Raw genomic sequence first — 24,773 nt, 5'->3', positions numbered from 1 at the left:
CAACAACGCATGCAGGCCGACTTGCGGGATAAGCGACGTTCCGTCGTCCCACCGGGGAAAGGCAGTAATCGGGCGGCGGCGGACGTTTTTTAATCCGGAATATTTTTCCGGTCACCGTCGCAAGACGGTTTCGGGGGGCGAATCGACAGACGGCAAAGCCGCAGCGATTGCGCCAACGGAAAAGCGCCACGAGGGCGCTTTTTTCTTTTGTGCGACGGATCCGTGCGTCTGCTGCGCGATCGGCCCGATCAGGCGCGTTCGTCGGCGTGCAGCATGCCGGGCGCGACCACGTCGACGCCCACCGCCTCGAGCGCGGCGCGAATCCGTTTCGCGAATACGAGCGCGTGCGGCCCGTCACCGTGCAGGCAGACGGTCTGCGCATTGAGCATCACCCATTCGCCGCCGATCGCACGCACCTGCCGGCTGCGCACCATGTCCAGCGTGCGCGCGATCATCGTGTCTTCGTCGTCGATCAGCGCGCCGGGCTGGTTGCGCGGCACGAGCGAGCCATCGGCGAGGTAGCCGCGATCGGCGAACACTTCCTCCACCGCGGCGAGCCCCGCGTGCCGCGCGGCCGCGACGAACACGCTGTTCGCCAGCCCGAACACCGCGAGCGACGGGTCGAAATCGCGGATCGCGGACACCACCGCCTCGGCGATCATCGGGTCGCGCGCGGCCTGGTTGTACAGCGCACCGTGCGGCTTCACGTGCGCGATGCGCCCGCCCTCGGCCTGCGCGATCGCCGACAGCGCGCCGAGCTGGTACAGCACGCCCGCGTAGATATCGCTGGCCGGCAGCTGCATTTCCTTGCGGCCGAAATTCTCCGGATCGTGAAAGCTCGGGTGCGCGCCGATCGCCACGCCTTTCTGCACGGCCCAGCGTACGCAGTCGCGCATCGCGTTCGCCCCGCCCGCATGCCACCCGCATGCGATGTTCGCGGACGTCACGAGGTCGAGCAGCGCCTCGTCCGAACCGCATCCTTCGCCGAGATCGGCATTCAGATCGATTTCCATGGTGTTCCTCGTCCACTGATTGCGTGGCCCGTCCTCTCTACTGCGACTGCCTTCGGTACTGCTACCGCCATTGTCACGCCGCACGCGACTCGGCGCGGCGGCGCGCTTCCTCGCGCAGGTCGATCGCCACGTCGATCTGCCGCAGATAGGCACGTTCCGCGGCCAGCGCGGCGCGCGCGGCGTCGGGTGTCGTGCGCACGAAGCGGATCGGCAGGTTGAGCCGCGCCTGCGCGAGCTTCCACAGGTCCGCACGGATCACCGTGCCGATCTTCGGGTAGCCGCCGGTGGTCTGCGCGTCGTGCATCAGCACGATCGGCTGGCCGTTCGGCGGCACCTGGATCGTGCCGGGCAGCACCGCGTGCGACAGCAGCTCGGCCGGCCGCTCGCGCACGAGTTCGACACCGGCGAGCCGGTAGCCCATGCGGTTGCTGTTCGCCGTGACCAGCCATTCTTCATCCCAGAACGCCTGCTGCGAATCGGCGGCGAACGACGCGTAGTCGGGGCCCGGCAGCACGCGCACGGGCATCGCCCACGGCGCATGCGCGGGGCGGTGACGGCGCGGTGGCTCGTCGACGCGCACGAACGCGCACCACGCCGGCGCCTTGACGCCGAATTCGGGGGCGTCGGCCGCGAGGCAACCCATCCCGGCCGGAAGCACGCCGACCGGGAGGCGATCGCCGTCGCGCAGCGCGCGGCCGCCGAGGCCGCCGAAGCGCGATGCGAGATCGGTGCTGCGCGAGCCGAGCATCGGCAGCACGTCGATGCCGCCGGCGATGCACAGGTAGCCGCGCATCCCGCGTTTCGCGGCGGGCAGCACGAGCGTCTGCCCGGCCTCGACCGGCAGGCTCCACCATGAATATACGCGCTGGCCGTCGAGCGTCGCACCGAACTCGGTGCCGGTGATCGCGATGCGGGTCGCGCGCGTGAAGCGGAAGGCGGCCGGACCGATCGTGATCTCGACGCCCGCCGCATCGGGGCGGTTGCCGACCAGCCGGTTGCCGACTTCGAGCGCGAGGCCGTCGAGCGCGCCGCCCTGCGCGACGCCAAGATGGCGTGCGCCGCGGCGCCCGAGATCCTGCACGGTGGTCAGCGGGCCGGCCCGCACCACCTCGATGGTGCCCGGTACGTTGCTCTGGGTCATCGTGCGTTGACTCCGGCAATGGTGAAGCGCACGCGGTCGCCGGGCAGCAGCAGCGTCGGCTGCGGCCGCGCCGGATCGAACAGCACGAGCGACGTGCGGCCGATCAGTTGCCAGCCGCCGGGCGACGTGGCCGGGTAGATGCCCGTCTGCGCGCCGCCGATGCCGACCGAGCCGGCCGGCACCTCCAGGCGCGGCGCCGCGCGGCGCGGCATGTGCAGCGCGGCGTCGAGCCCGCCGAGATACGCGAAGCCCGGCTGGAAGCCGACGAAGAACACGACGTAGGCGCCGGCCGCGTGGCGCGCGACGACCTCGTCGGCCGACAGGCCGGTATGCGCGGCGACGGCCGGCAGATCGGGGCCGGCGGCGCCGCCGTATTCGACCGGGATCTCGACCTCGCGGCCGTCCGCGTGCTCGACGTCGGCCGTCTCCCACGCGTCGCGCAGCGCCGGCGTGAGCGAATCGGCCGTCGTGGCGAGCGCGTCGAATACGATCGTCAGGTTGTTCATGCCGGGCACGACGTCGATCACGTCGGGCCACGCGCGCGCGGCCTCGGCCACGGCCCAGACGCGGCGCTGGCAATCGAGCGTGGCGGGCGGCGGCACCTCGCAGACGAGGGCGGCATCGCCGAGCGGATAAATGCGGGGTTGCGTCATCGGACTGGCACGGTTCGGACGGCAATGTTAGCGCACATTGTCAATAAAATATCGACAACTTCCCAATAAGCGTTTTCGCCTAGCCCGTATGCCGGGGCTTCTGGCGTACACTCGGCACACCCTGTCATCCGGCTTGCTCCGCCTTTCCATGAAGCGTCCTGCGACCAAGATCGTGTCATCCGAACACCTCGTTTCCGATTCGAGCGCGGAGCTGTCGGAACTCGAATACGGCCTCATCATGGCAGGCAATGCTTTCAACCGGTGGATGGTGCGCTGCATGTCGGCGGCCGGCGCGAAAGACATGACGGCGGTCGAGGTGTCGCTGCTGCATCACGTCAGCCATCGCGAACGCAAGAAGAAGCTCGCCGACATCTGCTTCGTGCTCAATATCGAGGATACGCACGTCGCGACCTATGCGCTGAAAAAACTGATCGCCCGCGGCTATGTGAAGAGCGAGAAGAACGGCAAGGAAGTGTTCTTCTTCGCGACCGACGCGGGCCGCGACCTGTGCCTGAAGTACCGCGAGGTGCGCGAGCACTGCCTGATCGAGACACTGAAGGACAGCGGGCTCACCAACGAGCAGATCGGCGACGCGGCGCAGTTGCTGCGCAACGCATCGGGCCTGTACGACACGGCCGCGCGCGCGGCGGCGTCGCTGTAAACGATTGCGCCGCGGGTGGTGCGCGGCGTTGCGCTGACGGGCGTGCGACGACGGATGCGGCGCCGCCCGCCGCCTCATTCGGCGGCCGGGTACAGCGCGCCGTCGGTCACGATCCAGTGCAGCGCGAGGTCGTGCGCTTCGGCCGGCAGCGCATCGACGCGGCACGCTTCATACGCGATGCCGACCGTCACGGGCAGTTCGCTGCCCGGCCATGCGGCGAGCGTGCGGTCGTAGTAGCCGCCGCCGTAGCCGAGCCGGTAGCGCTGCAGATCGAATCCCACACAGGGAATCAGCAACAGGTCGGGCACGACGACGATTCCCGACGCCGGTTCCGGAATCCGGTGATGACCTTCGCGCATCGGCGTGTGCGTGTCCCATGCATGGAACTCGAGCGGCGTGTGCCGCTCGTCGATCACGGGTAGCGCAGCCTGCCTGCCGGCACCGGCCGCGCACCATGCGAGCACCGCGTCGCGCGCATCGAATTCGCCCGGCAGCGGCCAGTAGAACCCGACCGTGCGCGGCGCGAGCCGTTCGAGCAGCGTGCGCAGCCGCGCGTCGAGCGCGGCGTTCGCGGCGGGTTGCGACGCGGCGTCGCGACGCGCGCCGGACAGCGTTTTGCGTAGCGCAACCTTCGGGTTCGGCACAGGGTTGCGTGCTATGCTTTCGCTCACTTCGTGCTCCATTCAAAACGATGTCGAACAGCCTTTTCCGAGTATATCGCGCGGTCGCGCTCACACTTTCGGCCGCCGCGCTCGTCGCGGGTACGGCTGCGTGCGCCGCACCGAACGACGATACGGTCTCCGGGGACGACCAGACCTTCGTGCAGCTTCGTGAAGCCGCGCGTCGCAACGACGCCGCGAAAGCCGCGCAGCTCGCGTCGATGATCCCGAACTATCCGGTACCGTCCTACGTCGAGTATTTCCAGATCAAGCCGCAGTTGTTCGATTCGACGGGCCGCGCGCGCGTGGACGCGCCGGACGCGCCCGTGCAGTCGTTCCTGCAGCGCTACGACGGCCAGGCGATCGCCGACCGCCTGCGCAACGACTACCTGCTCGTGCTCGGCGCGCGCCACGACTGGCGCAACTTCGACGAGCAATACAAGCGCTTCGTGCTCGACGACGACACGCAGGTCAAGTGCTATGCGCTCGAATCGCGCGCGGCGCGCGGCGAGAACGTCGCCGAAGCGGCACGTGCGCTGCTCGTCGAGCCGAAGAACTACGGCGACGCGTGCGTCGACCTGATCACCGCGCTCACGGTCAACCAGCAATTCACGAGCGACGACGTGTGGCAGCAGGCGCGCCTCGCGTACGAGCAGAACTACACGACGCTCGGCGGCAAGATCGTCGACGCGCTCGGCGCGCGCCCGGTCGGCTTCGACCAGGCGACGAGCGCGCCGCCGCTGTACCTCGCGCGCGGCGTCGGCCCCGACGCAACCTCGCACCAGCTCGCACTGATCGCGCTCGGCCGCATGGCGCGCAACGATCCGGACGCGGCAGCCGCGATGCTGACCACGGTCGCGCCGTCGCTGACCAAGCAGGAGCAGGCGATCGCGTGGGGCGCGATCGGCTACCAGGGCGCGATCAAGCGCTCGCCGCTCGCGTCGGTCTGGTACGCGAAATCCACGAATGCGCCGCTGTCGAACCCGGGCTACGAATGGCGCACGCGCGCCGCGCTGCTCGCCGGCAACTGGCCGATGGTGCGCTGGTCGATCGAGCAGATGCCGCCGTCGCTGCGCGACGATCCGGCCTGGATCTACTGGCATGCGCGCGCGCTCAAGCAAAGCGGCGACACGCTGCAGGCGAACCAGGAATTCGAGCAGGTCGCGGGCCAGTTCAACTTCTACGGGCAGCTCGCCGGCGAAGAGCTCGGCCAGCGCACGTCGATCCCGCCGCGCACGAAGGTGAGCGACGCCGAGATCGACGCGATGAGCAAGATTCCGGGTTTCGCGCTCGCGCAGCGTTTCTACGCGCTGAACCTGCGCCTCGAAGGCAACCGCGAATGGAACTGGCCGCTGCGCGGGATGACCGATCGCCAGCTGCTGGCCGCGGCCGAATACGGCAAGCGCGTCGAGCTGCTCGACCGCACGGTCAACACGGCCGACCGCACGAAGGCCGAGCACGACTTCACGCTGCGCTACCCGTCGCCGTACCGGAACATCGTCGAGCGCTACGCGCAATCGACGGGCCTCGACACCGAATGGGCGTACGGGCTGATCCGCCAGGAATCGCGCTTCATCATCAGCGCGCGTTCGTCGGTGGGCGCGGGCGGCCTGATGCAGCTGATGCCGGCCACCGCGCAGATGGTCGCGAAGAAGCTCGGCATGGGCACGATCTCGCGCGCGCAGATGCACGACATCGACACCAACATCCAGCTCGGTACCTGGTATCTGGCGGACATCTACAACAACTTCGACAGCTCGCCGGTGCTCGCCACGGCCGGCTACAACGCGGGCCCGGGCCGGCCGCGCCAGTGGCGCCAGGTGTTGACGCAGCCGGTCGAAGGCGCGATCTTCGCAGAAACGATTCCGTTCAACGAGACGCGTGACTACGTGAAGAACGTGCTGTCGAACACCGTCTACTACGCGGCGCTCTTCGAGGGCAAACCGCAGTCGTTGAAGAAACGTCTAGGCATGATCTCGCCCTGATACGCAATCTTCATACTGCCGCGCGAGACGCGGCAGTGTTCTTTTGAGGCTCACGACATGGATAGCCAGACCGTTGCGCTGCTGGGCGGCACCGGCTTCATCGGCAGCCGGCTCGTCAATGCGCTGATCGAATCCGGCAAGCAGGTACGGATCGGCACACGCCGGCGCGACCACGCGCGCCACCTGCAGATGCTGCCCGTCGAAATCGTCGAGCTCGAAGCGCTCGACACGCGCACGCTCGCGCGCTTCGTCGCCGGTGCGCACGCGGCGATCAACCTCGTCGGTGTGCTGCACGGCGGCCGCGGCACGCCGTACGGGCCCGGTTTCGAGCGCGCGCACGTCACGCTGCCGGCCGCGCTCGCGACCGCCTGCACGGAAGTGGGCGTGCAGCGCGTGCTGCACATGAGCGCGCTCGGCGCCGATTCGCACGGCGCGAGCATGTACCAGCGCTCGAAGGGCGACGGCGAGGCCGCGCTGCATGCGATCGCGGCGACCGATTCGCTCGCGCTGACGATCTTCCGCCCGTCGGTCGTATTCGGCCCCGGCGATGCGTTCCTCAACACGTTCGCGAACCTGCAGCGCTCGGTGCCCGTGCTGCCGCTCGCGATGCCCGACGCACGCTTCCAGCCGGTGTTCGTCGGCGATGTCGTGCGCGCGTTCGTCAACACGCTCGATCTCGCGGCCGCACACGGCAAGACCTACGAACTCGGCGGCCCGACCGTCTACACGCTCGAGGAGCTGGTGCGCTATTGCGGCACGCTGGTCGGCCGGCAGGCCCGCATCGTGCGGCTGCCCGACGCGCTCGCGCGGCTGCAGGCGACCGTGTTCGAATGTCTGCCCGGCGAGCCCGTGCTGACGCGCGACAATCTCGCGACGATGTCGGTGCCGAACGTGCTGTCGGGGCCGCTCGCGCCGGAGCTCGGGATCTCGCCCGCGAGTCTCGAAAGCATCGCGCCCGCGTATCTCGGCCATGCCGCGCAGCGCTCCCGGTTCGACTGGTTCCGCTCGCGCCGCTAGGCCGGCAGCGTCATCCTTTCCACCTTCGCGTTTTCCGGAACACCGTCATGAAACTCGTCATTGGAGACAAGAACTACTCGTCGTGGTCGATGCGCCCGTGGCTGCTGCTCGCGCATTTCGGCATCCCGTTCGACGAGATCGCGATCGAGCTGCGCCGCGACGACACGGCCGCGCGCATCCGCGAGTATTCGCCGTCCGGCAAGGTCCCGTGCCTGGTCGACGACCAAGGTGTCGCGATCTGGGATTCGCTCGCGATCGCCGAGACGCTCGCCGAACGCTATCCGCAGTTTCCGATGTGGCCGGCCGATCCGCTCGAGCGTGCGCATGCGCGCTGCGTCGCGGCCGAGATGCATTCGGGCTTCGCGGCGCTGCGCACGCAGATGGGCATGAACGTGCGCGCGTCGATGCCGGGGCGCGGCGCGACCCCCGACGCGCTCGCCGATGTCGCGCGCATCGATGCGCTGTGGAATGAGTGTCTCGAGGCGTCGGGCGGGCCGTTCCTGTTCGGCGAATTCGGCATTGCCGATGCGATGTACGCGCCCGTCGTGATGCGCTTCAACACGTATGCGCCGGGCCTGTCGCCGGAAGCGGCCGGCTATGCGGCCCGCGTGACGGCGCTGCCGGCCGTCCAGCGCTGGATCGACGCCGCGCGCCGCGAAACGAACGTGATCGCCGAATACGAGCCTCAGCCATGAACATCTACGCAGTAGGCGGCGCCATCCGCGACGAACTGCTCGGCGTGCCCGTGCAGGACCGCGACTACGTGGTGGTGGGCGCGACCCCCGAGCAGATGGCCGCGCAGGGCTTCCGGCCGGTCGGCAAGGATTTCCCGGTATTCCTGCATCCGCGCACGCAGGAGGAGTACGCGCTGGCGCGCACCGAGCGCAAGACGGCGGCCGGCTATCACGGCTTCCAGTTCCATTACGCGCCGGACGTGACGCTCGACGAGGATCTCGCGCGGCGCGACCTGACGATCAACGCGATGGCGCGCGAGGTGAGCCCGGAGGGCGACCTGGTCGGGCCGGTGATCGATCCGTTCGACGGGCAGGCCGACCTGCGCGCGCGCGTGTTCCGGCACGTGAGCGACGCGTTCGTCGAGGATCCGGTGCGGACCCTGCGCATCGCGCGCTTCGCCGCGCGGTTCGCGGATTTCACGGTCGCGGACGAAACGCTCGCGCTGATGCGGCGGATGGTCGACGCGGGCGAGGTCGACGCGCTCGTGCCCGAACGCGTGTGGCAGGAAATCGCGCGCGGGCTGATGGAAGCGAAGCCGTCGCGGATGTTCGCGGTGCTGCGCGAGTGCGGCGCGCTCGCGCGCATCCTGCCCGAAGTCGAGGCGTTGTGGGGCGTGCCGCAGCGTGCCGACTACCACCCGGAAGTCGACACGGGCGTGCACGTGATGATGGTCGTCGACTATGCGGCGAAGCAGGGTTATTCGCTGCCGGTGCGCTTCGCGGCGCTCACGCACGATCTCGGCAAGGCGACGACACCGGCCGACGTGCTGCCGCGCCACGTCGGCCACGAGGGGCGCAGCGTCGACCTGCTCAAGCCGTTGTGCGAGCGGCTGCGCGTGCCGAACGAATGCCGCGATCTCGCGCTGGTCGTCGCGCGCGAGCACGGCAACCTGCATCGCGTGATGGAGATGGGCGCGGCCGCGCTGGTGCGGCTGTTCGAGCGCAGCGACGCGCTGCGCAAGCCGGCGCGTTTCGCCGAGATGCTGCAGGCGTGCGAATCGGATGCGCGCGGGCGGCTCGGGCTCGACGCGCAGCCGTATCCGCAGGCCGAGCGGCTGCGCGTCGCGCTCGCGGCCGCGCGCAGCGTCGATGCCGGCGCAATCGCGCGCGGCATCGGCAACGATACGGAGAAGATCAAGGACGCCGTGCATCGCGCACGGATCGAGGCCGTCGCGCAGGCGCTCGAGATCGGGGAATAGGGCCGGCGGGAAGGGCGTGCGTCGCCCTCCCGGCAATCGTTACGACTTCTTCTTGCGCGCCGGCTTCGCGGCCGCCGGGCGTTTGCCGGCGGATGCGCGCGGCTTGGCCGCGGCCTTCTTTTCCTTTCCCGCCGCGCCGGCGTCGCGATCGCGCTCCGCCCGCTTGGGCGACGGCCCGCGGCGGCTCACGCGCGGCTTGCCCGGCGTCACACGCGCGGCGGGGCCCGGTTTCCCGACGTCCATCGTCGCCGACACGAACCCGGCGCCACGGTCGTCGAACAGCGGCAGCGTGCCGACCGTGATCACCTCGGCCGGCCCGTCGCCCACGTTGGCGACCCGATGCCGCTTGCGCGCGTCGAAGTGCAGCGAGTCGCCGGGCGACAGCGGGTAATCCTTCTTGCCGACCGTGTAGCAGATCCGGCCGGCCAGCACGTACACGAATTCGTCGCCGCCGTGCGCGACCCATTCCGAGCGGTAGCCTTCCATCATCTGCACCTTGAGCGCGTTGATCTGGCTGCCGTCGAACGTGGTGGAGAGGCGTTCGTACCACTGCGACCTGGCGTCGAGCGCGTACGGCTTGCGGCGGCCCTCGTACGAATCGGGCTGGGTCTGGCGCGGCTGGTCGATCAGCGCGCCGAGCGGCACGCCGAGTGCCTTCGCGACGTTGACGAGCGACGACAGCGAGATGCCCGTGAGGTGGCGCTCGACCTGGGACAGGAACCCGACCGACAGTTTCGCTTCGGTCGCGACTTCCAGCAGCGTCTTCTTCGCGTCCCGGCGCAGGCGGCGAATGCGCTGGCCGATACGCATGATGTCTGAATCCATGAATCTCTTTCGTGACAACGAGTCGGGAGGCGAGCGGACGGGCGGTGCAGTCGCCGGACGGTGATTTCCGCGCACCGCACGAAGCACGGCCGTCGGGACGGCGATGCCGGCGAATTGTACCGCGCAGCGTTGCCGGACGAATGCTCGTTGTGCCGGGCTGCGCAGGCGCCGTGCCGATTTTAGCCCTACGAAAATTTCAGCTTGACCTCAATTTCGGTGTGCTCTAGATTCTGTCGCTCGTATCAAAAAAAGTTAAGTGAGACGAAAATTTTTTCAAGGACTGCTGCCGGAACGGCACGGCGGTCCGGCGCCGTGCCGCGCCGGGCCGAACGTCCACCTGCAGCGGCGCCGTGCCGCATCAGGCCTGCCTCGGGCCTGCACCCCGCCGCGTCACCGCCGGCCGCCGACAACAATGCATAACGGGCTTCCGATGATCGATCGACTGAAATACAGCTTCTCCGGCCTTCCCCCGTACGACGCATCCGTCGTCGACACGCAGGCGGGCCTGTCGCGCCTGCTCGATGCCGCGCGGCTCGACGCGGTGCTGGTCACGTCGCAGGACGAATACGTGACCGAGTACCTGCCGCTCGCCAACAATCCGCGCTACGCGGTGTCGGGTTTCGACGGCTCGGCCGGCTGCGGGATCTTCCTGAGCGCGGCGACCGCGCAGGCGCTCGATCTGCCCCCGTTCGTGCTGTTCGTCGACGGCCGCTATCACCTGCAGGCCGAGCAGCAGTGCGATCCGGCGCGCGTGCGCATCGAGAAGCTCGGGATGACCGTGACGATCTGGCAGGCGATGGCCGACTGGCTGGTCGCGCACGGCAGCCAGCTCGCACGGGTCGGCTACGACGCGCGGCGGATCAGCGTCGCGCAGCGCGATCGACTGTTCGAACGGACGCAGGCCGCGTCGCTCGACTGGACGAGCCTCGTCGACCGGGAGATCGATCGCGCGATCGACTTGCCGGGCTGGGTCGTCGAGCGGCCGATCTTCGAAGTGCCGGAATCGGCGACCGGCCTGAGCGTCGCGCAAAACCTCGACACGCTGAACCGCCAGCTCGCCGCGCATACCGGCGCGCCGGACGGCAAGACCGCGTTCTTCACCTGCGCGTCGGATGACCTCGCGTACCTGCTGAACAGCCGCGGCTATCACATCCCGAATGCGTCGTCGCACCTCGGCTTCCTGTTCGCGGTCGGCGGCCAGGTGGCGTTGTTCCTGCCGGAAGGCTGCGACCGCTGCGAGGTCACGCTCGCGTCGTATCCGGCGCTGCACGTGATCCGGCGCGATGTCGCGGCGCTCGAGCGCTTTCTCGCGCAGTTCGACGTCGAGCACGTGTGCTACGGCTTCGAATCGGTGAACTGCGCGCTCGTCGACGCGGTGAAGCGGGTGTGGCCGCACGCGCGGCAGGCCGACTTCAACCCGGTCGAGGCGATGCGGGCCGGCAAGACGCCGGCGGTGCTCGACCGGTTCCGCGACGCGTTCGCGCGCAGCTCCGCGGCGATCGCCGAGACGATGCGCTGGGCGAAGGCCGGCGAGCCGGGCACGCGCCACACCGAATACGACCTGGCGCGCACGATCAACGACGCGTACGGCGCACGCTCGGCGGTGGCGCTGACGTTTCCGTCGATCGCGGCGAACGGCGCGAACAGCGCGTTCGCGCATTACACGGCGGCGAGCGCCGACGTCGAGCTGACGGAAGGCGAACTCGTGCTGCTCGACAGCGGCGCGTACTACGAAGCGGGCTTCGCGACGGACTGCACCCGCGTGGTGCTGCGCCGGACCCGGCCGGAAACGGTCGCGCAGCCGTGGCAGCGCGAGATCTACACGGTCGCGCTGAAGGCCTGCATCAAGGGGCTCGTCACGCGCTTCCCGAGCGACGCAAAGGGCGGCGACGTCGATGCGCTCGTGCGACAGGTGTGCCGCGACCACGGCTACGATTTCGGCCACGGCACCGGGCACGGCGTCGGGATTCACGTGCACGAGGGCGGCGTGCGGTTCGCGCCGGGCGCGCAGTACGGGCTCGTGCCGAATGCGGTGATTTCGGTCGAGCCGGGCATCTACGTGCCGGGCAAGGGCGGCGTGCGGATCGAGAACATCGTGATCATCCACCGGGACGACGCGCAGCCGGACACCGTCACGTTCGAGAACATCGTGACGGTCGGCTACGACTGGGACCTGATCGATCTCGACCTGCTGGACGACGACGAGCGCGCGTACCTGCGCGACTACGAACGGCTGTGCGTGCAGCGCGGCACGCAGGTCACCGCGTGTCCGCTGCTGTAGGCGCCGCCGCCCGCGCCGCTCAGTTCAGCAGGCGTGCGCGCACGAACGGCGCGATCCGCTCGGCGAGCCATGCGTGCGTGCGCGTGGTCGGGTGCAGCGTGTCCCAGAACACGAAGCGCGCCGGATCGCGGCAGTCCGTACGCGGCGTCTGCGCGGCCATGTAGGTGAGCGACGACGGTTTCGGGATGTCGAGACATGAACGCTTCGCGTCGTCGAAGCCGTACTGGGCCGGGTGGCTCAGCAGGTCGTCGAACAGCGCGTACGCATCGAATACCTCGAGCCGCAGCGTCGCGCCGTAGCGGGCGCGCAGCGCGGCGGCCGCGTCCGCGAGGCGCTGGTTGTAGTCCTTCACCTGCGCGGCGACGCTCGCAGTGTCGGTGCGGGTCGCGAACACCGGCGCGCGCGACACGTCCGGCAGCGTGACGAGCATGATCCGCGTCGCGCCGGCCGCGGCGAGCCGCTCGAGGCTGTCGCGCACCGCATTCGCCGCCTGCTCGGGCGAGCGCCCGTAGTTCACCAGATCGTTGCCGCCCGCGAACACCGCGAACAGCGTGTTGGCGGGCCGGTAGTCCGGCGCGCGATCCATGTATTCGCGCCACGAGTCGATCTGCTGCACGAGGCCCGGCACGACGAGGTACTGGTCGGTCGCCGCGCCGCCGATCGCCCAGTTGTAGAACGGCAGCCGCAGCGCGTTCGCGAGATATTCGGCCCACACCGGGCCGTTGCTGAAGCGGCCCGCCTGCCAGCTCGTGCCGTTCGGCAGCTTCCACTGGCTTGCATTGAACATGTTCTGCGTGTCGGACAGGCTGTCGCCGAACACGATCAGCTTGTTGACGCGCGCGTCCTGCTGCGCGGCGTCGATGGTCCACACCGTGTAGTTGAACGACAGCGCGTTGTTCGCCGCAACCGCCTGCACGAGGTCGGTCCTGATGCCTTTCGCGGCCAGCGTCTTGCGGCACACGTCGGCGAGCGTGTCCTGCGTCGTCGTGCTGTAGAACATGTTCTTCCACTGCGTGATGCCGTCCGCCCACCAGTAGCCGGACACGCGATACCAGTCGCCGCCGGCGGGGTTGAGTGCCCATTCGTAGGTCGCGGCCGGCTTCAGCGGGTCCGCGTCGATCCGGTACCAGCAGCGCAGGTACGTGTAGGTGTCGGACCCGCGGCGGGACGCGCGCGGCGTGGCGCCCGGCGCACTCGATGCGGCCGGCGGCACGATGTCGGGGCCGGCCGGCGACAGCGCCATGTCGCCCGTCGGCGTGGGCAGCGGCGCGGGGCCGGCGGCCTGCGCGGCGGGGAGCGTCAAGGCGGCGCCCAGCGTGGCGACAGCGGAAACGGCAGCGACGCGGGATGAAAACGGAATGCGGAAATATGGCATGCGGCCCTCTTCTGATTGTTGTGACGGGACGGCGCGCGGCTGCGCGACCGTGTATCGGAAGGGACCGTGGGTGCCGGGCTCGGGCCCGGTCTGTCGAAACGTGACGTGCCGCGAACGGCGGGGGAAGTACGGTGGCGGCGCTGCCGCCGGTCAGTCAGTGCTTCAGCGCGTGAGGGCCGACACGCGCCCGTCGGGGCCGTAGACGCCGGCCGGCGCGGGCGCCGAGCGCAGTACCGCGAGCGCGCGCTCGTTGTAGTCCATCCGGATCCGGATCAGCATCCCGTTGTTCGCATTGGCCTGGCGCGCGCGTTCGGCGGACTGCTGCAGCAACTGCCAGCGGCCGGCGAGGCGGGCATCGCGCTCGGCGGCCTGGTCCATCCCCTTCTTGCCGGCCGGAAAGCCGAGTGCGGAAAGCTGCGTATCGCGCGTGCGTTCGAGCTGCGCGAGCCGGTCGATCAGCTCGCTTTTCTTCTCGACGATCCCCGGCAGCATCTCGAGCGGCTGCGCCATCGTCAGCGCCTTTTCCTCGTACGCGAGCAGGGACGCGAACGCCTCGACCGTCGCGTGTTCGTCGTTGACCGTGGCCAGCAGCTCTTCTCTCATCGCGTCATGCTCGTCGCGCCGGCGCGGGTAGCGCCGGCAAACCGGGGGGCGGGCCTCGCGAGGCCCGCTTCAGTTGCCCGGGCGCTGCTGCTGCAGCAGCTCTCGGGCGGTATTCAATACGCCGTCGGCGATCTTGTTCGCGTCGATCGTCAGCGTGCCGTTGTTCAGCGCGTCCTTGATCGACTGGACCAGACCCGTGTCGATATCGCCGTTGCCGGACGCGGATACCGAGCGCAACCGGCCGGACAGACCCGACAGGTTCACGCTCATGTCACCGCCGGTCGACCCCGCATCGGCCGCCTGCGCGGACGAAGACGAGGCCGTGCCGGATTGCGCACGGGTCGCGCCGTTGCCGGTCGGCGCCAGGGGGCTCGGGTTCGGAGTGGAATCGATCTTCACGATGGGTTTCCTGTTCGGTTTGACCCAGATAACGGCCGGGTCGGCCCGAACTTTAGCATCGCGAGCCCGAAATGGCCCGAATAAACAATTCTTTACATTCTTGCCGCGAGATCCGTCCCTATAGCGGAATTTCCACGGTACCGGCGTCCTTGACGATCGCCGTGACGATCTGGCCCGCCGCCATCCGCACCCGTACCGACTGGCCGGGCGCCGCATTCGCCAGTGCGCTGCCCTCGGCCGAAATCGTGAAACCGGGCCCGGCCGCGACGACCCGCACCGTCTGGCCGGCCGACACCGACGCCGCGCTCTTCAGCAGGTCCTGCCGCAGCGGCAGCCCGGCCGAGATGCGCGCGAGCGCGGTCGCGCCGATCGCCTGCGCCGGATCGGTGATCACCGCGAGCGGCAGCACCGTCAGGTCGCCGTCGCGGGCGACCAGGTCGGCCGCGGAAAGCGGCTCGCCGGGCGCGATCTGGCGCGCGGCGACGTAGTAGGTGGCCTGCACGGTGACTTTCGCCTGCAGGTAGACGGTCCACGGCCGCTCGCCCGCGCAGCGCACGCCGACCGTCGTGCGGCCCCACAGGCGCGCGCCGGTCGGCATGAACGGTTCGAGCGTCGTGCACGCGGCGAGCCCGCGCGGAAACGCGGTCGTGACCGTCGTGGTGGTCTTGCCGGGCAGGCCCGCGACCTGCTGCTGCAGGAACGTGAGGGCCGTGCGGCGGATCGACTCGGGATCCTGCTGGCCGGGCGGCGTCGCGGGTTGGGCCGCGTTGGCGGCATTGGCCGCCGGGGCCGGGTTCGCGGAAACCGGGACGGCGCGCGGCGCCGGCGCGGCGGATGCGGCACGGGCCGCCGCCAGGCGTGCGGCCATGGCCGGCTGCGGGGCCGGCCGTGCGGAATTCGATGTGGGTTCTGCCGTCCCGGCGACGACCGTCGCGATCGCGTTCGGATCGGCGGCGCGCGCCGCGCCATATCCGGTTCCGGCGTTCGCGCGGGCGGCTGCATAGGCAGGGCGCAGCGCTGAGGCTGGCGCAGGCGCAGGCGCCGGGACGGTCGTCACGACCATCGTGCCAGCCGGTTGCGCCGCGTAGCCGGTGCCGGACGCGCCGGCGGCGGTACCCGCGCCGCTCGCGGCACGACCCGTGTCCGGCGCCAGGCCCGAAGCCGGCACCATCGCCGCATTCCCGCCGAACTGCCCGCCGCTCGCCGCATTGGCGTGCGCGAGCGCGGTTTCGGCCGTCTCGCCGCGCCCCGGAATCACGATCATCGCGTCGTCCGCGTGCGCGGCCGGGGCGGCGATCCACAGCGCCGACAGCGCCGCGGCGAGCGCAAACGCACGCCGGACGTGCGTGAGCCGCCCGTTCCTTCCGCGAAGTGCGCTGCCAGTCATCGCCGTATCCCCGATCCGTTGCTCCGCTTCGCATTCTAGGGAGCGGGGCGGTCGCGCAAACGATGAATAGAGGGGGCCTTTGCCGCGTTATTCGCCCGATTGCCGGTTGCGTCCGGCGCCTACCATCGCTGTCATGGAAAAAAGCCTCTCGCGTCGCCATCCGGCGCGAGGGGCGTGCAGCGCTTCATACGGAGAGACGCACACATGCTGGACAAACTCGATGCGGAATTCGCGTTCGGCCGACAGGCGCTGGACGTGCGCGCCTACCGGCAGGAACTGCTGTCGTCGAACATCGCGAACTCCGACACGCCCGGCTACCAGGCCCGCGACGTCGATTTCGCGTCGACGCTCGCGCGCTCGCTGAAGCAGGCAGGCGGCGGCCTCGCGCCGAGCAACGCGGCGCAACTGCCGATGGCACAGCCGGCCGGCGTGACGAACGGGATGTCGATGGTGTCGACGGCGGCGGGCCACATGGCCGGCACCGCGAAGCTGATCCCGACGGGCGGCCCGTCGGACGACTACGGCCGTGCGCAATACCGGATGCCGCTGCAGCCGTCGCTCGACGGCAACACGGTCGATCTCGACGTCGAGCGCGTGCAGTTCGCGAACAACGCGCTGCACTACCAGACCGGGATGACCGTGATGACCCAGCAGATCAAGGCGATGATCGCCGCGATCACGTCGAACCAGTAACGGCGCGTACCGCCTCCGAATCCGAGCAAAAGGAGCTTCCATGCCCTCGTTGATGAACATCTTCGGCGTCGCCGGCTCGGCGCTGTCCGCGCAGTCGCAGCGCCTGAACGTCACCGCGTCGAACCTCGCGAACGCCGACAGCGCGACCGGCCCCGACGGCAAGCCGTACAAGGCCAAGCAGGTCGTGTTCGCGACCGACCCGATCGGCGGCGCGCGCACCGCGTCCGGCCAGGGCGTGGGCGGCGTGCGCGTGACGAAGGTGATGGACGACCCGTCGCCGATGAAGTCGACCTACGACCCGTCGAACCCGGCCGCCGATTCGAACGGCTACGTGCAGATGCCGAACGTCGATCCGGTGCAGGAGATGGTGAACATGATCTCGGCATCGCGCTCGTACCAGGCCAACGTCGAGACGCTGAACACCGCGAAGACGCTGATGCTCAAGACGCTGACGATCGGCTCGTAAGCCGCGCCGACCGACCTTACCGACCCGACAGTTCCGACAGAAGGCCACCCAGGATGACTTCCTCCAGCACGACGATCGGCAGCAACGGCACCAACGTGTCGAACCTGCCGACCGACACGATGAACACCAACAAAGTGTCGTCGACCAACGGCACGTCGGCGAGCGACCTGCAGGCGACGTTCCTGAAGCTGCTCGTCACGCAGCTGCAGAACCAGGACCCGACCAGCCCGGTCGACAGCTCGCAGATGACGTCGCAGCTCGCGCAGATCAACACGGTGAGCGGCATCGCGCAGCTGAACACGTCGCTCACGTCGCTGTCTTCGCAGCTCACGGCCGGCCAGCAGACGCAGGCCGCGCTGCTGATCGGCACGAACGTGCTCGCGCCGGGCAATGCGGTCGCGGTGAAGAGCGGCGCGGCGTCGCCGTTCGGCGTGTCGCTCGCGAGTTCGGTGTCGAACCTGACGATCACCGTGAAGAACGCGGCGGGCACCGTGGTGAACACGATCAACGCGGGCGCGCAGTCGGCCGGCACCGTGCCGTTCAACTGGACGCCGACCGACGCGGCGGGCAACGCACTGCCGGACGGCAAGTACACCGTCAGCGCGTCGTACACCGACAGCAACGGCACGCCGCAGCCGGCCACGACGCTCGCGGCGTCGACCGTGCAGAGCGTGATCAAGCAGGCGGACGGCACGGCGGGGCTCGTGCTGTCGAACGGCACGACCGTGGGGCTGACCCAGGTCGCCTCGATTTTCCCGAACGCCGCGTCGTCGCCCGGCGGCGGCACCACCTCCAACTGATACTGACCGAGCAATCTCGAAACGGAGACCGAAATGGGTTATCAACAGGGTCTGAGCGGCCTCGCGGGTGCATCGAACGCGCTCGACGTGATCGGCAACAACATCGCGAACGCGAACACGGTCGGCTTCAAGTCGAGCACCGCGCAGTTCGCCGACATGTACGCGAACTCGGTCGCGACGTCGACCAACACGCAGATCGGTATCGGCACGTCGCTGAACGCGGTGCAGCAGAACTTCGGCCAGGGCACGATCAACACGACGAGCTCGTCGCTCGACGTCGCGATCAACGGCAACGGCTTCTTCCAGATGTCGAACAACGGCGTGACGACCTACTCGCGCGACGGCACGTTCCAGCGCGACAAGAACGGCTTCATCGTCGATTCGCAAGGCCGTAACCTGATGGGCTACGCAGCCAACGGCGGCGGCGTGATCAACACCGCGCAGACCGTGCCGCTGCAGGCGCCGACGACCAACATCGCGCCGACCGCGACGACCAAGATCGCCGCGCAGTTCAACCTGAACTCGCAGGACGCGGTGCCGACCAAGACGCCGTTCAGCGCGACCGACAACACGACCTACAACTACTCGACGTCGATCCAGGTGTACGACTCGCTCGGCGGTTCGCAGGCGGTCAACATGTACTTCGTGAAGTCCGCGGCCGGCACGTGGGAAGCGTACGCGGGCGTGCAGGGCGGCGCCACCACGGATCTCGGCACGGTCACGTTCGACTCGTCGGGCGCGATCAAGAGCACGACGACGGGCACGCCGGCCACGCCGACCACGTCGGTCGGCCAGTTCCAGTTCACGGTGCCGAACACCGACGGCTCGGCGACGCCGCAGAGCCTCACGCTCGACCTGACCGGCACGACGCAGTACGGCGGCAAGAACGGCGTGAACAACCTCGCGCAGGACGGCTACGCGAGCGGCACGCTGACGACCTATACGATCGGCACCGACGGCAAGCTGACCGGCAACTACTCGAACGGCCAGACCGCCGTGCTTGGCCAGATCGCGCTCGCGAACTTCAACAACCCGAACGGGCTGGTGAACCTCGGCGGCAACCAGTACGCGGAAAGCTCCGCGTCGGGCGTGCCGCAGATCTCGGCGCCGGGCAGCACGAACCACGGCAAGCTGCAGGGCAGCGCGCTGGAAAACTCGAACGTCGACCTCACGTCGCAGCTCGTCAACCTGATCACCGCGCAGCGCAACTACCAGGCGAACGCGCAGACGATCAAGACGCAGCAGACCGTCGACCAGACGCTCATCAACCTGTAAGCGCGGATAACGGGCAGCCATGGACCGACTGATCTACACGGCGATGACGGGTGCGTCGCAGTCGCTCGACCAGCAGGCGGTGGTCGCGAACAACCTCGCGAACGCGTCGACGACGGGCTTTCGCGCGCAACTCGCGACGTATCGCGCGGTGCCGATGAATTTCGGCGACGGCAGCAACATCGACCCGACGACGACGCGCACCTACGTGCTCGCGTCGACGCCCGGCGCCGACTACGCGCCGGGTCCGATCACGCGCACCGGCAACCCGCTCGACGTCGCCGTGCAGGGCGCGGGCTGGCTGGCGGTGCAGGCGGCCGACGGCAGCGAGGGCTACACGCGCGCCGGCAACCTGCATGTCGACGAGAACGGCCAGCTCGTCACCGCGAGCAACCTGCCGGTGGTCGGCAACGGCGGCCCGATCTCGGTGCCGCCGAACGCGGAAGTGACGATCGGCAAGGACGGCACGATTTCCGCGCTGATGCCGGGCGACCCGCCGACGGCGGTCGCGATCGTCGACCAGATGAAGCTCGTGAACCCCGATCCGGCCACGCTCACGCGCGGCAACGACGGGCTGTTCCGTACCGCCGACGGCAATCCGGCCGACGCCGACCCGAACGTGGTCGTCACGCCGAATTCGCTCGAAGGCAGCAACGTCAACCCGGTGACCGCGATGGTCGCGATGATCGACAACGCGCGCGCGTTCCAGCTGCAGTCGAAGCTGATCCAGACGGCCGACCAGAACGAGCAGACGGCGAACCAGCTGCTCAATTTCAGCTGAGCGCCCGCGCCAGCCCACGCAGGAGAACTGACAAGTGAACCGTTCGCTCTACATCGCCGCCACCGGCATGAACGCGCAGCAAGCGCAGATGGACGTGATTTCGAACAACCTCGCGAACACCAGCACGAACGGCTTCAAGGCGTCGCGCGCGGTGTTCGAGGATCTGCTGTACCAGACCATCCGCCAGCCGGGCGCGAACTCGACGCAGCAGACGGAACTGCCGTCGGGCCTGCAGCTCGGCACCGGCGTGCAGCAGGTCGCGACCGAGCGCCGGTACACGCAGGGCGGCCTCACGCAGACCGGCAACGCGAAGGACGTCGCGATCAACGGCGCCGGCTTCTTCCAGGTGCTGATGCCGGACGGCACGAACGCCTACACGCGCGACGGCGCGTTCCAGACCAACGCGCAGGGCCAGCTCGTCACGTCGAGCGGCTACCAGGTCCTGCCGGCGATCACGATCCCGCAGAACGCGACGTCGCTGACCATCGGCAAGGACGGCGTCGTGACGGTCACGCAGGCGGGCTCGACCAATTCGGTGCAGATCGGCTCGCTGCAGGTCGCGACCTTCATCAACCCGGCCGGCCTCGAAGCGCGCGGCGAGAACCTGTTCTCCGAGACGACGTCGTCGGGCGCGCCGAACGTGTCGCAGCCGGGCCTGAACGGCGCGGGCACGCTCAACCAGAACTACGTCGAAGCGTCGAACGTGAACGTCGTGCAGGAGCTCGTCAACATGATCCAGACGCAGCGTGCCTACGAGATCAACAGCAAGGCCGTGACGACGTCCGACCAGATGCTGCAGACCGTCACGCAGATGAAGAGCTAACCGGAACACCCGTCGTCGCCATGAAGCAGGTTCGCCTCCTCCCGTCAGCCACCGTCCGCGCCGCATGCGCGGTCGCGGTGGCGGCGTTCGCCGCCGGTTGCGCGCAGATTCCACGCGATCCGATCATCCAGCAGCCGATGACGGCGCAGCCGCCGACGCCGATGTCGATGCAGGCGCCCGGCTCGATCTACAACCCCGGCTACGCGGGGCGGCCGCTCTTCGAGGATCAGCGTCCGCGCAACGTCGGCGACATCCTGACGATCATGATCGCGGAGAACATCAACGCGACCAAGTCGTCGGGGGCGAACACGAACCGGCAGGGCAACACCGACTTCAACGTGCCGACGGCCGGCTTCCTCGGCGGGCTGTTCGCGAAGGCGAACCTGTCGGCCGCCGGCAACAACAAGTTCGCGGCGACCGGCGGTGCCAGCGCGGCGAACACGTTCAACGGCACGATCACGGTGACCGTCACCAACGTGCTGCCGAACGGCAACCTCGTGGTCAGCGGCGAGAAGCAGATGCTGATCAACCAGGGCAACGAATTCGTGCGCTTCTCGGGGGTCGTGAACCCGAACACGATCTCGGGCGCGAACTCCGTCTACTCGACGCAGGTCGCCGACGCGAAGATCGAATACTCGTCGAAGGGCTACATCAACGAAGCCGAGACGATGGGCTGGCTGCAGCGCTTCTTCCTCAACATCGCGCCGTGGTGATGACGATGCAGAAGACGCTTCTCGCCCGCTTCCCGGCCCGCGCGCATGCCGCCGCGCGGCTCGCCGTCGCGTTCGCGGCCGTGGCCGCGGCGTGCGTATTCGGCGCGGCGCCCGCGCACGCGGAACGCCTGAAGGATCTCGCACAGATCCAGGGCGTGCGCGACAACCCGCTGATCGGCTACGGCCTCGTCGTCGGCCTCGACGGCACGGGCGACCAGACGATGCAGACGCCGTTCACGACGCAGACGCTCGCGAACATGCTCGCGAACCTCGGCATCTCGATCAACAACGGGTCGGCCAACGGCGGCGCGTCGCAGCTGAGCAACATGCAGCTGAAGAACGTCGCGGCCGTGATGGTGACCGCCACGCTGCCGCCGTTCGCGCGGCCGGGCGAGGCGCTCGACGTCACCGTGTCGTCGCTCGGCAACGCGAAGAGCCTGCGCGGCGGCACGCTGCTGCTGACGCCGCTGAAAGGCGCGGACGGCCAGGTCTATGCGCTCGCGCAGGGCAACATGGCGGTCGGCGGCGCCGGCGCCAGCGCGAACGGCAGCCGCGTGCAGGTGAACCAGCTCGCGGCCGGCCGGATCGTCGGCGGCGCGATCGTCGAGCGTTCGGTGCCGAACGCGATCGCGCAGATGAACGGCGTGCTGCAGCTGCAACTGAACGACATGGACTACGGCACCGCGCAGCGGATCGTGTCCGCGGTCAACTCGAGCTTCGGCCCGGGCACCGCGACGGCGCTCGACGGCCGCACGATCCAGCTCGCCGCGCCGGCCGATTCGGCGCAGCAGGTCGCGTTCATGGCGCGGCTGCAGAACCTCGACGTGAGCCCGGACAAGGCCGCGGCGAAGGTGATCCTGAACGCGCGCACCGGCTCGATCGTGATGAACCAGATGGTCACGCTGCAGAGCTGCGCGGTCGCGCACGGCAACCTGTCGGTCGTCGTCAACACGCAGCCGGTGGTGTCGCAGCCGGGGCCGTTCTCGAACGGGCAGACGGTGGTGGCGCAGCAGTCGCAGATCCAGCTGAAGCAGGACAACGGCGCGCTGAAAATGGTGACGGCCGGCGCGAATCTCGCCGACGTCGTGAAGGCGCTGAACACGCTCGGCGCGACGCCCGCGGACCTGATGTCGATCCTGCAGGCGATGAAGGCCGCCGGCGCGCTGCGCGCCGACCTGGAGATCATCTAAATGGCAGCCAGTCTCCCGAACGCGAACGACCTCACGCAGCGCTTTGCGCTCGACGTGCAGGGTTTCGACGCCCTGCGCGAGCAGGCGAAGCAATCGCCGCGGGCCGGCGCGAAGGCGGTCGCCGGCCAGTTCGACGCGATGTTCACGCAGATGATGCTCAAGAGCATGCGCGACGCGTCGCCCGACGGCGGGCTGTTCGATTCGCATACGTCGAAGATGTACACGTCGATGCTCGACCAGCAGCTCGCGCAGCAGATGTCGACGCGCGGGATCGGCGTGGCCGATGCGCTGATGAAGCAGCTGCTGCGCAATGCGGGGCAGGGCGCGGGCAGCGAAACGGCGGCCGACGTCGGCGCGGCCGGGCTGGGCGCGGACGGCTTCGGCGCGTCCGGCAACGAAGGCGGTCTCGCCGCGATGAACGCGATGGCGAAGGCCTACGCGAACGCGGCCAACAACGGCGGGCTCGCCGGCACGCGCGGCTACTCGGCCGGCAGCGCGCTGACGCCGCCGCTGAAGGGCGCGAGCGGCGTGCAGGACGCCGACGCGTTCGTCGACCGGCTCGCGGGCCCCGCGCAGGCGGCCAGCGCGTCGACCGGCATCCCGGCGCGCTTCATCGTCGGCCAGGCCGCGCTCGAATCGGGCTGGGGCAAGCGCGAGATCCGCGCGACCGATGGCTCGACGAGCTACAACGTGTTCGGCATCAAGGCGACCAAGGGCTGGACCGGCCGCACGGTGTCGGCGCTGACCACGGAATACGTGAACGGCACGCCGCGCCGCGTGGTCGCGAAATTCCGCGCGTACGACTCGTACGAGCACGCGATGACCGATTACGCGAACCTGCTGAAGAACAATCCGCGCTACTCGGGCGTGCTGAGCGCGAGCCGCAGCGTCGAAGGCTTCGCGCACGGCATGCAGAAGGCCGGCTACGCGACCGACCCGAATTACGCGAAAAAGCTGATCTCGATCATGCAGCAGATCGGCTGACGGCCCCGTCGGCGACTGCCTGTTGCACCCCTCTGGACCGCGCCCGGCAGCCCGCCGCGCGCGGTTTCAACGTTTGCGCGAAAAAAATCCCCAATTCGATCTAAACTTTCGGTCAGCACTGCCGCTAAGTGTGAGAGACCTGCGACCGGGCCCACGTTCTGGCCCGGTTTTATTGCGCACCGGTTGCCCCGGGCGCCCATGACAAGAATGACCGGCTAGCCATGAATATCGAAACGTCGACGGACCCCAGCCTGGATGCAGGCCACTCCGGGCCCGACTATGCCCGCCGCAATCCACTGGAAATCGGCGTGCAGCTGCGCAACCTCGTCAATCGCGGCGATTTCCTGACCGTCCAGTACCCGGGCGGCCAGCTCGTCACGCGCCTGCTCGAGGTGGATGTCGGCGCGCGGACGTTTACGTTCGACTGGGGTGCGCTGTCGGAGCAGAACGCCGGCATCCTCGGCGCGTCGCACTGCACGTTCGCGGCCGCGCCGGAGGGCGTGCGCGTCGAATTCTCCACGGGCACGCCGCGCGAGACGCGCTACGAGGGGCTGCCCGCGTTCGTCGCCGATTTCCCCGACGTGCTGATGTGCATCCAGCGCCGCGAATATTTCCGCGTCGATGCGCCGATCGTCGATCCGTTCCTGTGCCGCGGCAAGCTGCCGGACGGCGAAAGCTTCGTGTTCGAGGTGCACAACCTGTCGCTCGGCGGCGTGGGGCTGCGCACGGCCGACGAACGCGTCGAGGCGCTCGAGGTCGGCACGCTGCTGCCCGACGTCGAGCTCACGCTGACCGGCCACGGCAAGCTGTCGCTCGACCTGCAGCTCGTGTCGCAGCGTTCGACGCAGATGCCGAACGGGTCGCGGCGCTACCAGCTCGGCTTCCGCTACATGTCGCTGCCGGGCAGCGCGGAGAACACGCTGCAGCGGCTGATCACGCAGCTCGAGATGAAGCGCCGCTCGCTCGCGCGGGCCTGACGCGCAAGCGGCCGGCCCCGTTACTATCTTCACGCCCCGATAATCGGGGCTTTGGCCAGCCAGACCCGGCATGATTCCCGCCCCCAGTCGCAGTCATGATCCGGGGGGTGTTGTCACCGGGTCTGGTGGGTGGCTGGTGATC

The 24,773-nt window shown here is 68.9% G+C and carries 25 protein-coding genes; 16 read left to right on the top strand and 9 right to left on the bottom strand.

Translation table 11 applies throughout. The annotated features are described in order from the left end of the window. Positions 1 to 248: 248 nt before the first annotated feature. The 3 genes from pxpA to pxpB form a co-directional block, all read right to left on the bottom strand. Positions 249 to 1,013, bottom strand: coding sequence for a 5-oxoprolinase subunit PxpA (pxpA, locus tag CFB82_RS16955; protein ID WP_069249087.1), 765 nt, complete (start codon positions 1,011 to 1,013; stop codon positions 249 to 251). A 73-nt stretch (positions 1,014 to 1,086) separates the two neighbouring features. Next, positions 1,087 to 2,154 (bottom strand): biotin-dependent carboxyltransferase family protein, encoded by a 1,068-nt coding sequence (locus tag CFB82_RS16950; protein WP_069249086.1) that lies wholly within the window; start codon positions 2,152 to 2,154, stop codon positions 1,087 to 1,089. Next, positions 2,151 to 2,807, bottom strand: coding sequence for a 5-oxoprolinase subunit PxpB (gene pxpB / locus CFB82_RS16945; RefSeq protein ID WP_069249085.1), 657 nt, complete (start codon positions 2,805 to 2,807; stop codon positions 2,151 to 2,153). The genes CFB82_RS16950 and pxpB overlap by 4 nt, the downstream gene beginning before the upstream one ends. A gap of 148 nt (positions 2,808 to 2,955) precedes the next feature. On the opposite strand from pxpB, the gene CFB82_RS16940 reads away from it, so the two are divergent. Continuing rightward, a complete protein-coding gene (locus CFB82_RS16940; RefSeq protein WP_027788908.1) occupies positions 2,956 to 3,468 on the top strand; it encodes a winged helix DNA-binding protein in 513 nt (170 codons plus the stop codon). Positions 3,469 to 3,542: 74 nt separating this feature from the next. On the opposite strand, the gene CFB82_RS16935 is transcribed toward CFB82_RS16940, so the two are convergent. Continuing rightward, the gene (locus CFB82_RS16935; protein WP_069249084.1) at positions 3,543 to 4,151 is read right to left on the bottom strand and encodes a 5-formyltetrahydrofolate cyclo-ligase; all 609 of its coding nucleotides are present in this window, start codon (positions 4,149 to 4,151) and stop codon (positions 3,543 to 3,545) included. An 8-nt stretch (positions 4,152 to 4,159) separates the two neighbouring features. On the opposite strand from CFB82_RS16935, the gene CFB82_RS16930 reads away from it, so the two are divergent. Genes CFB82_RS16930 through CFB82_RS16915 form a run of 4 tightly spaced genes read left to right on the top strand, consistent with a single transcriptional unit; the run spans position 4,160 to position 9,062 of the window. After that, on the top strand, positions 4,160 to 6,112 hold the full coding sequence (locus tag CFB82_RS16930; protein ID WP_069249083.1) for a lytic transglycosylase domain-containing protein: 1,953 nt from the start codon (positions 4,160 to 4,162) through the stop codon (positions 6,110 to 6,112). Positions 6,113 to 6,169: 57 nt separating this feature from the next. Then, positions 6,170 to 7,129 carry a complex I NDUFA9 subunit family protein gene (locus CFB82_RS16925; protein ID WP_069249082.1) on the top strand — a complete coding sequence of 320 codons (960 nt, stop codon included), beginning with the start codon at positions 6,170 to 6,172 and terminating at the stop codon, positions 7,127 to 7,129. Positions 7,130 to 7,176: 47 nt separating this feature from the next. Beyond that, the gene (locus CFB82_RS16920) at positions 7,177 to 7,824 is read left to right on the top strand and encodes a glutathione S-transferase family protein (RefSeq protein WP_089484661.1); all 648 of its coding nucleotides are present in this window, start codon (positions 7,177 to 7,179) and stop codon (positions 7,822 to 7,824) included. Then, positions 7,821 to 9,062: a multifunctional CCA addition/repair protein gene (locus CFB82_RS16915; protein ID WP_069249080.1), complete on the top strand. Its 1,242-nt coding sequence runs from the start codon at positions 7,821 to 7,823 to the stop codon at positions 9,060 to 9,062. Before CFB82_RS16920 ends, CFB82_RS16915 begins: the two co-directional genes overlap by 4 nt. 39 nt (positions 9,063 to 9,101) lie before the next feature. Here the strand turns inward: CFB82_RS16915 and CFB82_RS16910 are convergent, their stop codons facing one another. After that, positions 9,102 to 9,887, bottom strand: coding sequence for a helix-turn-helix domain-containing protein (locus CFB82_RS16910; RefSeq protein WP_069249079.1), 786 nt, complete (start codon positions 9,885 to 9,887; stop codon positions 9,102 to 9,104). A gap of 430 nt (positions 9,888 to 10,317) precedes the next feature. Here CFB82_RS16910 and CFB82_RS16905 point away from each other — a divergent pair, with 430 nt between their 5' ends. Then, positions 10,318 to 12,168 carry a M24 family metallopeptidase gene (locus CFB82_RS16905; RefSeq protein WP_069249078.1) on the top strand — a complete coding sequence of 617 codons (1,851 nt, stop codon included), beginning with the start codon at positions 10,318 to 10,320 and terminating at the stop codon, positions 12,166 to 12,168. A 19-nt stretch (positions 12,169 to 12,187) separates the two neighbouring features. On the opposite strand, the gene CFB82_RS16900 is transcribed toward CFB82_RS16905, so the two are convergent. The 4 genes from CFB82_RS16900 to flgA form a co-directional block, all read right to left on the bottom strand. Beyond that, entirely contained in the window at positions 12,188 to 13,471 is a 1,284-nt protein-coding gene (locus CFB82_RS16900) for an SGNH/GDSL hydrolase family protein (RefSeq protein WP_231937728.1), read from the bottom strand. A 234-nt stretch (positions 13,472 to 13,705) separates the two neighbouring features. Beyond that, entirely contained in the window at positions 13,706 to 14,146 is a 441-nt protein-coding gene (locus CFB82_RS16895) for a flagella synthesis protein FlgN (protein ID WP_069249076.1), read from the bottom strand. Between the two features lie 69 nt (positions 14,147 to 14,215). Then, positions 14,216 to 14,545 carry a flagellar biosynthesis anti-sigma factor FlgM gene (flgM, locus tag CFB82_RS16890; protein ID WP_069249075.1) on the bottom strand — a complete coding sequence of 110 codons (330 nt, stop codon included), beginning with the start codon at positions 14,543 to 14,545 and terminating at the stop codon, positions 14,216 to 14,218. Between the two features lie 118 nt (positions 14,546 to 14,663). Continuing rightward, a complete protein-coding gene (gene flgA / locus CFB82_RS16885) occupies positions 14,664 to 15,932 on the bottom strand; it encodes a flagellar basal body P-ring formation chaperone FlgA (protein ID WP_069249074.1) in 1,269 nt (422 codons plus the stop codon). A 204-nt stretch (positions 15,933 to 16,136) separates the two neighbouring features. On the opposite strand from flgA, the gene flgB reads away from it, so the two are divergent. The 10 genes from flgB (at position 16,137) to CFB82_RS16835 (ending at position 24,631) form a co-directional block, all read left to right on the top strand. Then, entirely contained in the window at positions 16,137 to 16,625 is a 489-nt protein-coding gene (flgB, locus tag CFB82_RS16880; protein ID WP_069249073.1) for a flagellar basal body rod protein FlgB, read from the top strand. Positions 16,626 to 16,665: 40 nt separating this feature from the next. Further along, positions 16,666 to 17,091 (top strand): flagellar basal body rod protein FlgC, encoded by a 426-nt coding sequence (gene flgC / locus CFB82_RS16875; RefSeq protein ID WP_011353470.1) that lies wholly within the window; start codon positions 16,666 to 16,668, stop codon positions 17,089 to 17,091. Between the two features lie 53 nt (positions 17,092 to 17,144). Continuing rightward, entirely contained in the window at positions 17,145 to 17,891 is a 747-nt protein-coding gene (locus CFB82_RS16870; RefSeq protein ID WP_069249072.1) for a flagellar hook assembly protein FlgD, read from the top strand. A 33-nt stretch (positions 17,892 to 17,924) separates the two neighbouring features. Next, positions 17,925 to 19,166 carry a flagellar hook protein FlgE gene (gene flgE / locus CFB82_RS16865; protein ID WP_069249071.1) on the top strand — a complete coding sequence of 414 codons (1,242 nt, stop codon included), beginning with the start codon at positions 17,925 to 17,927 and terminating at the stop codon, positions 19,164 to 19,166. A gap of 19 nt (positions 19,167 to 19,185) precedes the next feature. Beyond that, the gene (flgF, locus tag CFB82_RS16860) at positions 19,186 to 19,944 is read left to right on the top strand and encodes a flagellar basal-body rod protein FlgF (RefSeq protein ID WP_069249070.1); all 759 of its coding nucleotides are present in this window, start codon (positions 19,186 to 19,188) and stop codon (positions 19,942 to 19,944) included. A 34-nt stretch (positions 19,945 to 19,978) separates the two neighbouring features. Next, positions 19,979 to 20,767 (top strand): flagellar basal-body rod protein FlgG, encoded by a 789-nt coding sequence (gene flgG, locus CFB82_RS16855; protein WP_069249069.1) that lies wholly within the window; start codon positions 19,979 to 19,981, stop codon positions 20,765 to 20,767. 20 nt (positions 20,768 to 20,787) lie between these two features. Beyond that, the gene (gene flgH, locus CFB82_RS16850) at positions 20,788 to 21,480 is read left to right on the top strand and encodes a flagellar basal body L-ring protein FlgH (RefSeq protein WP_069249068.1); all 693 of its coding nucleotides are present in this window, start codon (positions 20,788 to 20,790) and stop codon (positions 21,478 to 21,480) included. A 5-nt stretch (positions 21,481 to 21,485) separates the two neighbouring features. Then, complete coding sequence (locus tag CFB82_RS16845) at positions 21,486 to 22,670, top strand: flagellar basal body P-ring protein FlgI (RefSeq protein ID WP_069249386.1); 1,185 nt, start codon at positions 21,486 to 21,488, stop codon at positions 22,668 to 22,670. Continuing rightward, the gene (gene flgJ, locus CFB82_RS16840; RefSeq protein WP_069249067.1) at positions 22,671 to 23,654 is read left to right on the top strand and encodes a flagellar assembly peptidoglycan hydrolase FlgJ; all 984 of its coding nucleotides are present in this window, start codon (positions 22,671 to 22,673) and stop codon (positions 23,652 to 23,654) included. It abuts the gene before it with no gap. A 221-nt stretch (positions 23,655 to 23,875) separates the two neighbouring features. Then, positions 23,876 to 24,631, top strand: a complete 756-nt coding sequence (locus tag CFB82_RS16835) for a flagellar brake protein (RefSeq protein WP_069249066.1) — start codon at positions 23,876 to 23,878, stop codon at positions 24,629 to 24,631. Positions 24,632 to 24,773 lie beyond the last annotated feature (142 nt).

This window comes from Burkholderia sp. HI2714 (genome assembly GCF_002223085.1).
In the GTDB taxonomy this organism is placed as follows: domain Bacteria; phylum Pseudomonadota; class Gammaproteobacteria; order Burkholderiales; family Burkholderiaceae; genus Burkholderia; species Burkholderia lata_D.
Note: the sequence above shows the minus strand (reverse complement) of the source record. Positions and strands in the feature narration are given on the sequence as shown.

Bases quoted from the DNA above. Each gene is read 5' to 3' on its own strand.
- CFB82_RS16910 (WP_069249079.1), bottom strand. From the start codon at position 9,887: ATGGATTCAGACATCATGCGTATCGGCCAGCGCATTCGCCGCCTGCGC.
- flgA (WP_069249074.1), bottom strand. From the start codon at position 15,932: ATGACTGGCAGCGCACTTCGCGGAAGGAACGGGCGGCTCACGCACGTC.
- CFB82_RS16935 (WP_069249084.1), bottom strand. From the start codon at position 4,151: ATGGAGCACGAAGTGAGCGAAAGCATAGCACGCAACCCTGTGCCGAAC.
- CFB82_RS16895 (WP_069249076.1), bottom strand. From the start codon at position 14,146: ATGAGAGAAGAGCTGCTGGCCACGGTCAACGACGAACACGCGACGGTC.
- flgE (WP_069249071.1), top strand. From the start codon at position 17,925: ATGGGTTATCAACAGGGTCTGAGCGGCCTCGCGGGTGCATCGAACGCG.
- CFB82_RS16920 (WP_089484661.1), top strand. From the start codon at position 7,177: ATGAAACTCGTCATTGGAGACAAGAACTACTCGTCGTGGTCGATGCGC.
- CFB82_RS16905 (WP_069249078.1), top strand. From the start codon at position 10,318: ATGATCGATCGACTGAAATACAGCTTCTCCGGCCTTCCCCCGTACGAC.
- flgJ (WP_069249067.1), top strand. From the start codon at position 22,671: ATGGCAGCCAGTCTCCCGAACGCGAACGACCTCACGCAGCGCTTTGCG.
- CFB82_RS16950 (WP_069249086.1), bottom strand. From the start codon at position 2,154: ATGACCCAGAGCAACGTACCGGGCACCATCGAGGTGGTGCGGGCCGGC.
- flgB (WP_069249073.1), top strand. From the start codon at position 16,137: ATGCTGGACAAACTCGATGCGGAATTCGCGTTCGGCCGACAGGCGCTG.
- pxpA (WP_069249087.1), bottom strand. From the start codon at position 1,013: ATGGAAATCGATCTGAATGCCGATCTCGGCGAAGGATGCGGTTCGGAC.
- flgH (WP_069249068.1), top strand. From the start codon at position 20,788: ATGAAGCAGGTTCGCCTCCTCCCGTCAGCCACCGTCCGCGCCGCATGC.
- CFB82_RS16835 (WP_069249066.1), top strand. From the start codon at position 23,876: ATGAATATCGAAACGTCGACGGACCCCAGCCTGGATGCAGGCCACTCC.
- flgF (WP_069249070.1), top strand. From the start codon at position 19,186: ATGGACCGACTGATCTACACGGCGATGACGGGTGCGTCGCAGTCGCTC.
- CFB82_RS16845 (WP_069249386.1), top strand. From the start codon at position 21,486: ATGCAGAAGACGCTTCTCGCCCGCTTCCCGGCCCGCGCGCATGCCGCC.
- CFB82_RS16930 (WP_069249083.1), top strand. From the start codon at position 4,160: ATGTCGAACAGCCTTTTCCGAGTATATCGCGCGGTCGCGCTCACACTT.
- CFB82_RS16870 (WP_069249072.1), top strand. From the start codon at position 17,145: ATGACTTCCTCCAGCACGACGATCGGCAGCAACGGCACCAACGTGTCG.
- CFB82_RS16925 (WP_069249082.1), top strand. From the start codon at position 6,170: ATGGATAGCCAGACCGTTGCGCTGCTGGGCGGCACCGGCTTCATCGGC.
- CFB82_RS16940 (WP_027788908.1), top strand. From the start codon at position 2,956: ATGAAGCGTCCTGCGACCAAGATCGTGTCATCCGAACACCTCGTTTCC.
- flgC (WP_011353470.1), top strand. From the start codon at position 16,666: ATGCCCTCGTTGATGAACATCTTCGGCGTCGCCGGCTCGGCGCTGTCC.
- pxpB (WP_069249085.1), bottom strand. From the start codon at position 2,807: ATGACGCAACCCCGCATTTATCCGCTCGGCGATGCCGCCCTCGTCTGC.
- CFB82_RS16915 (WP_069249080.1), top strand. From the start codon at position 7,821: ATGAACATCTACGCAGTAGGCGGCGCCATCCGCGACGAACTGCTCGGC.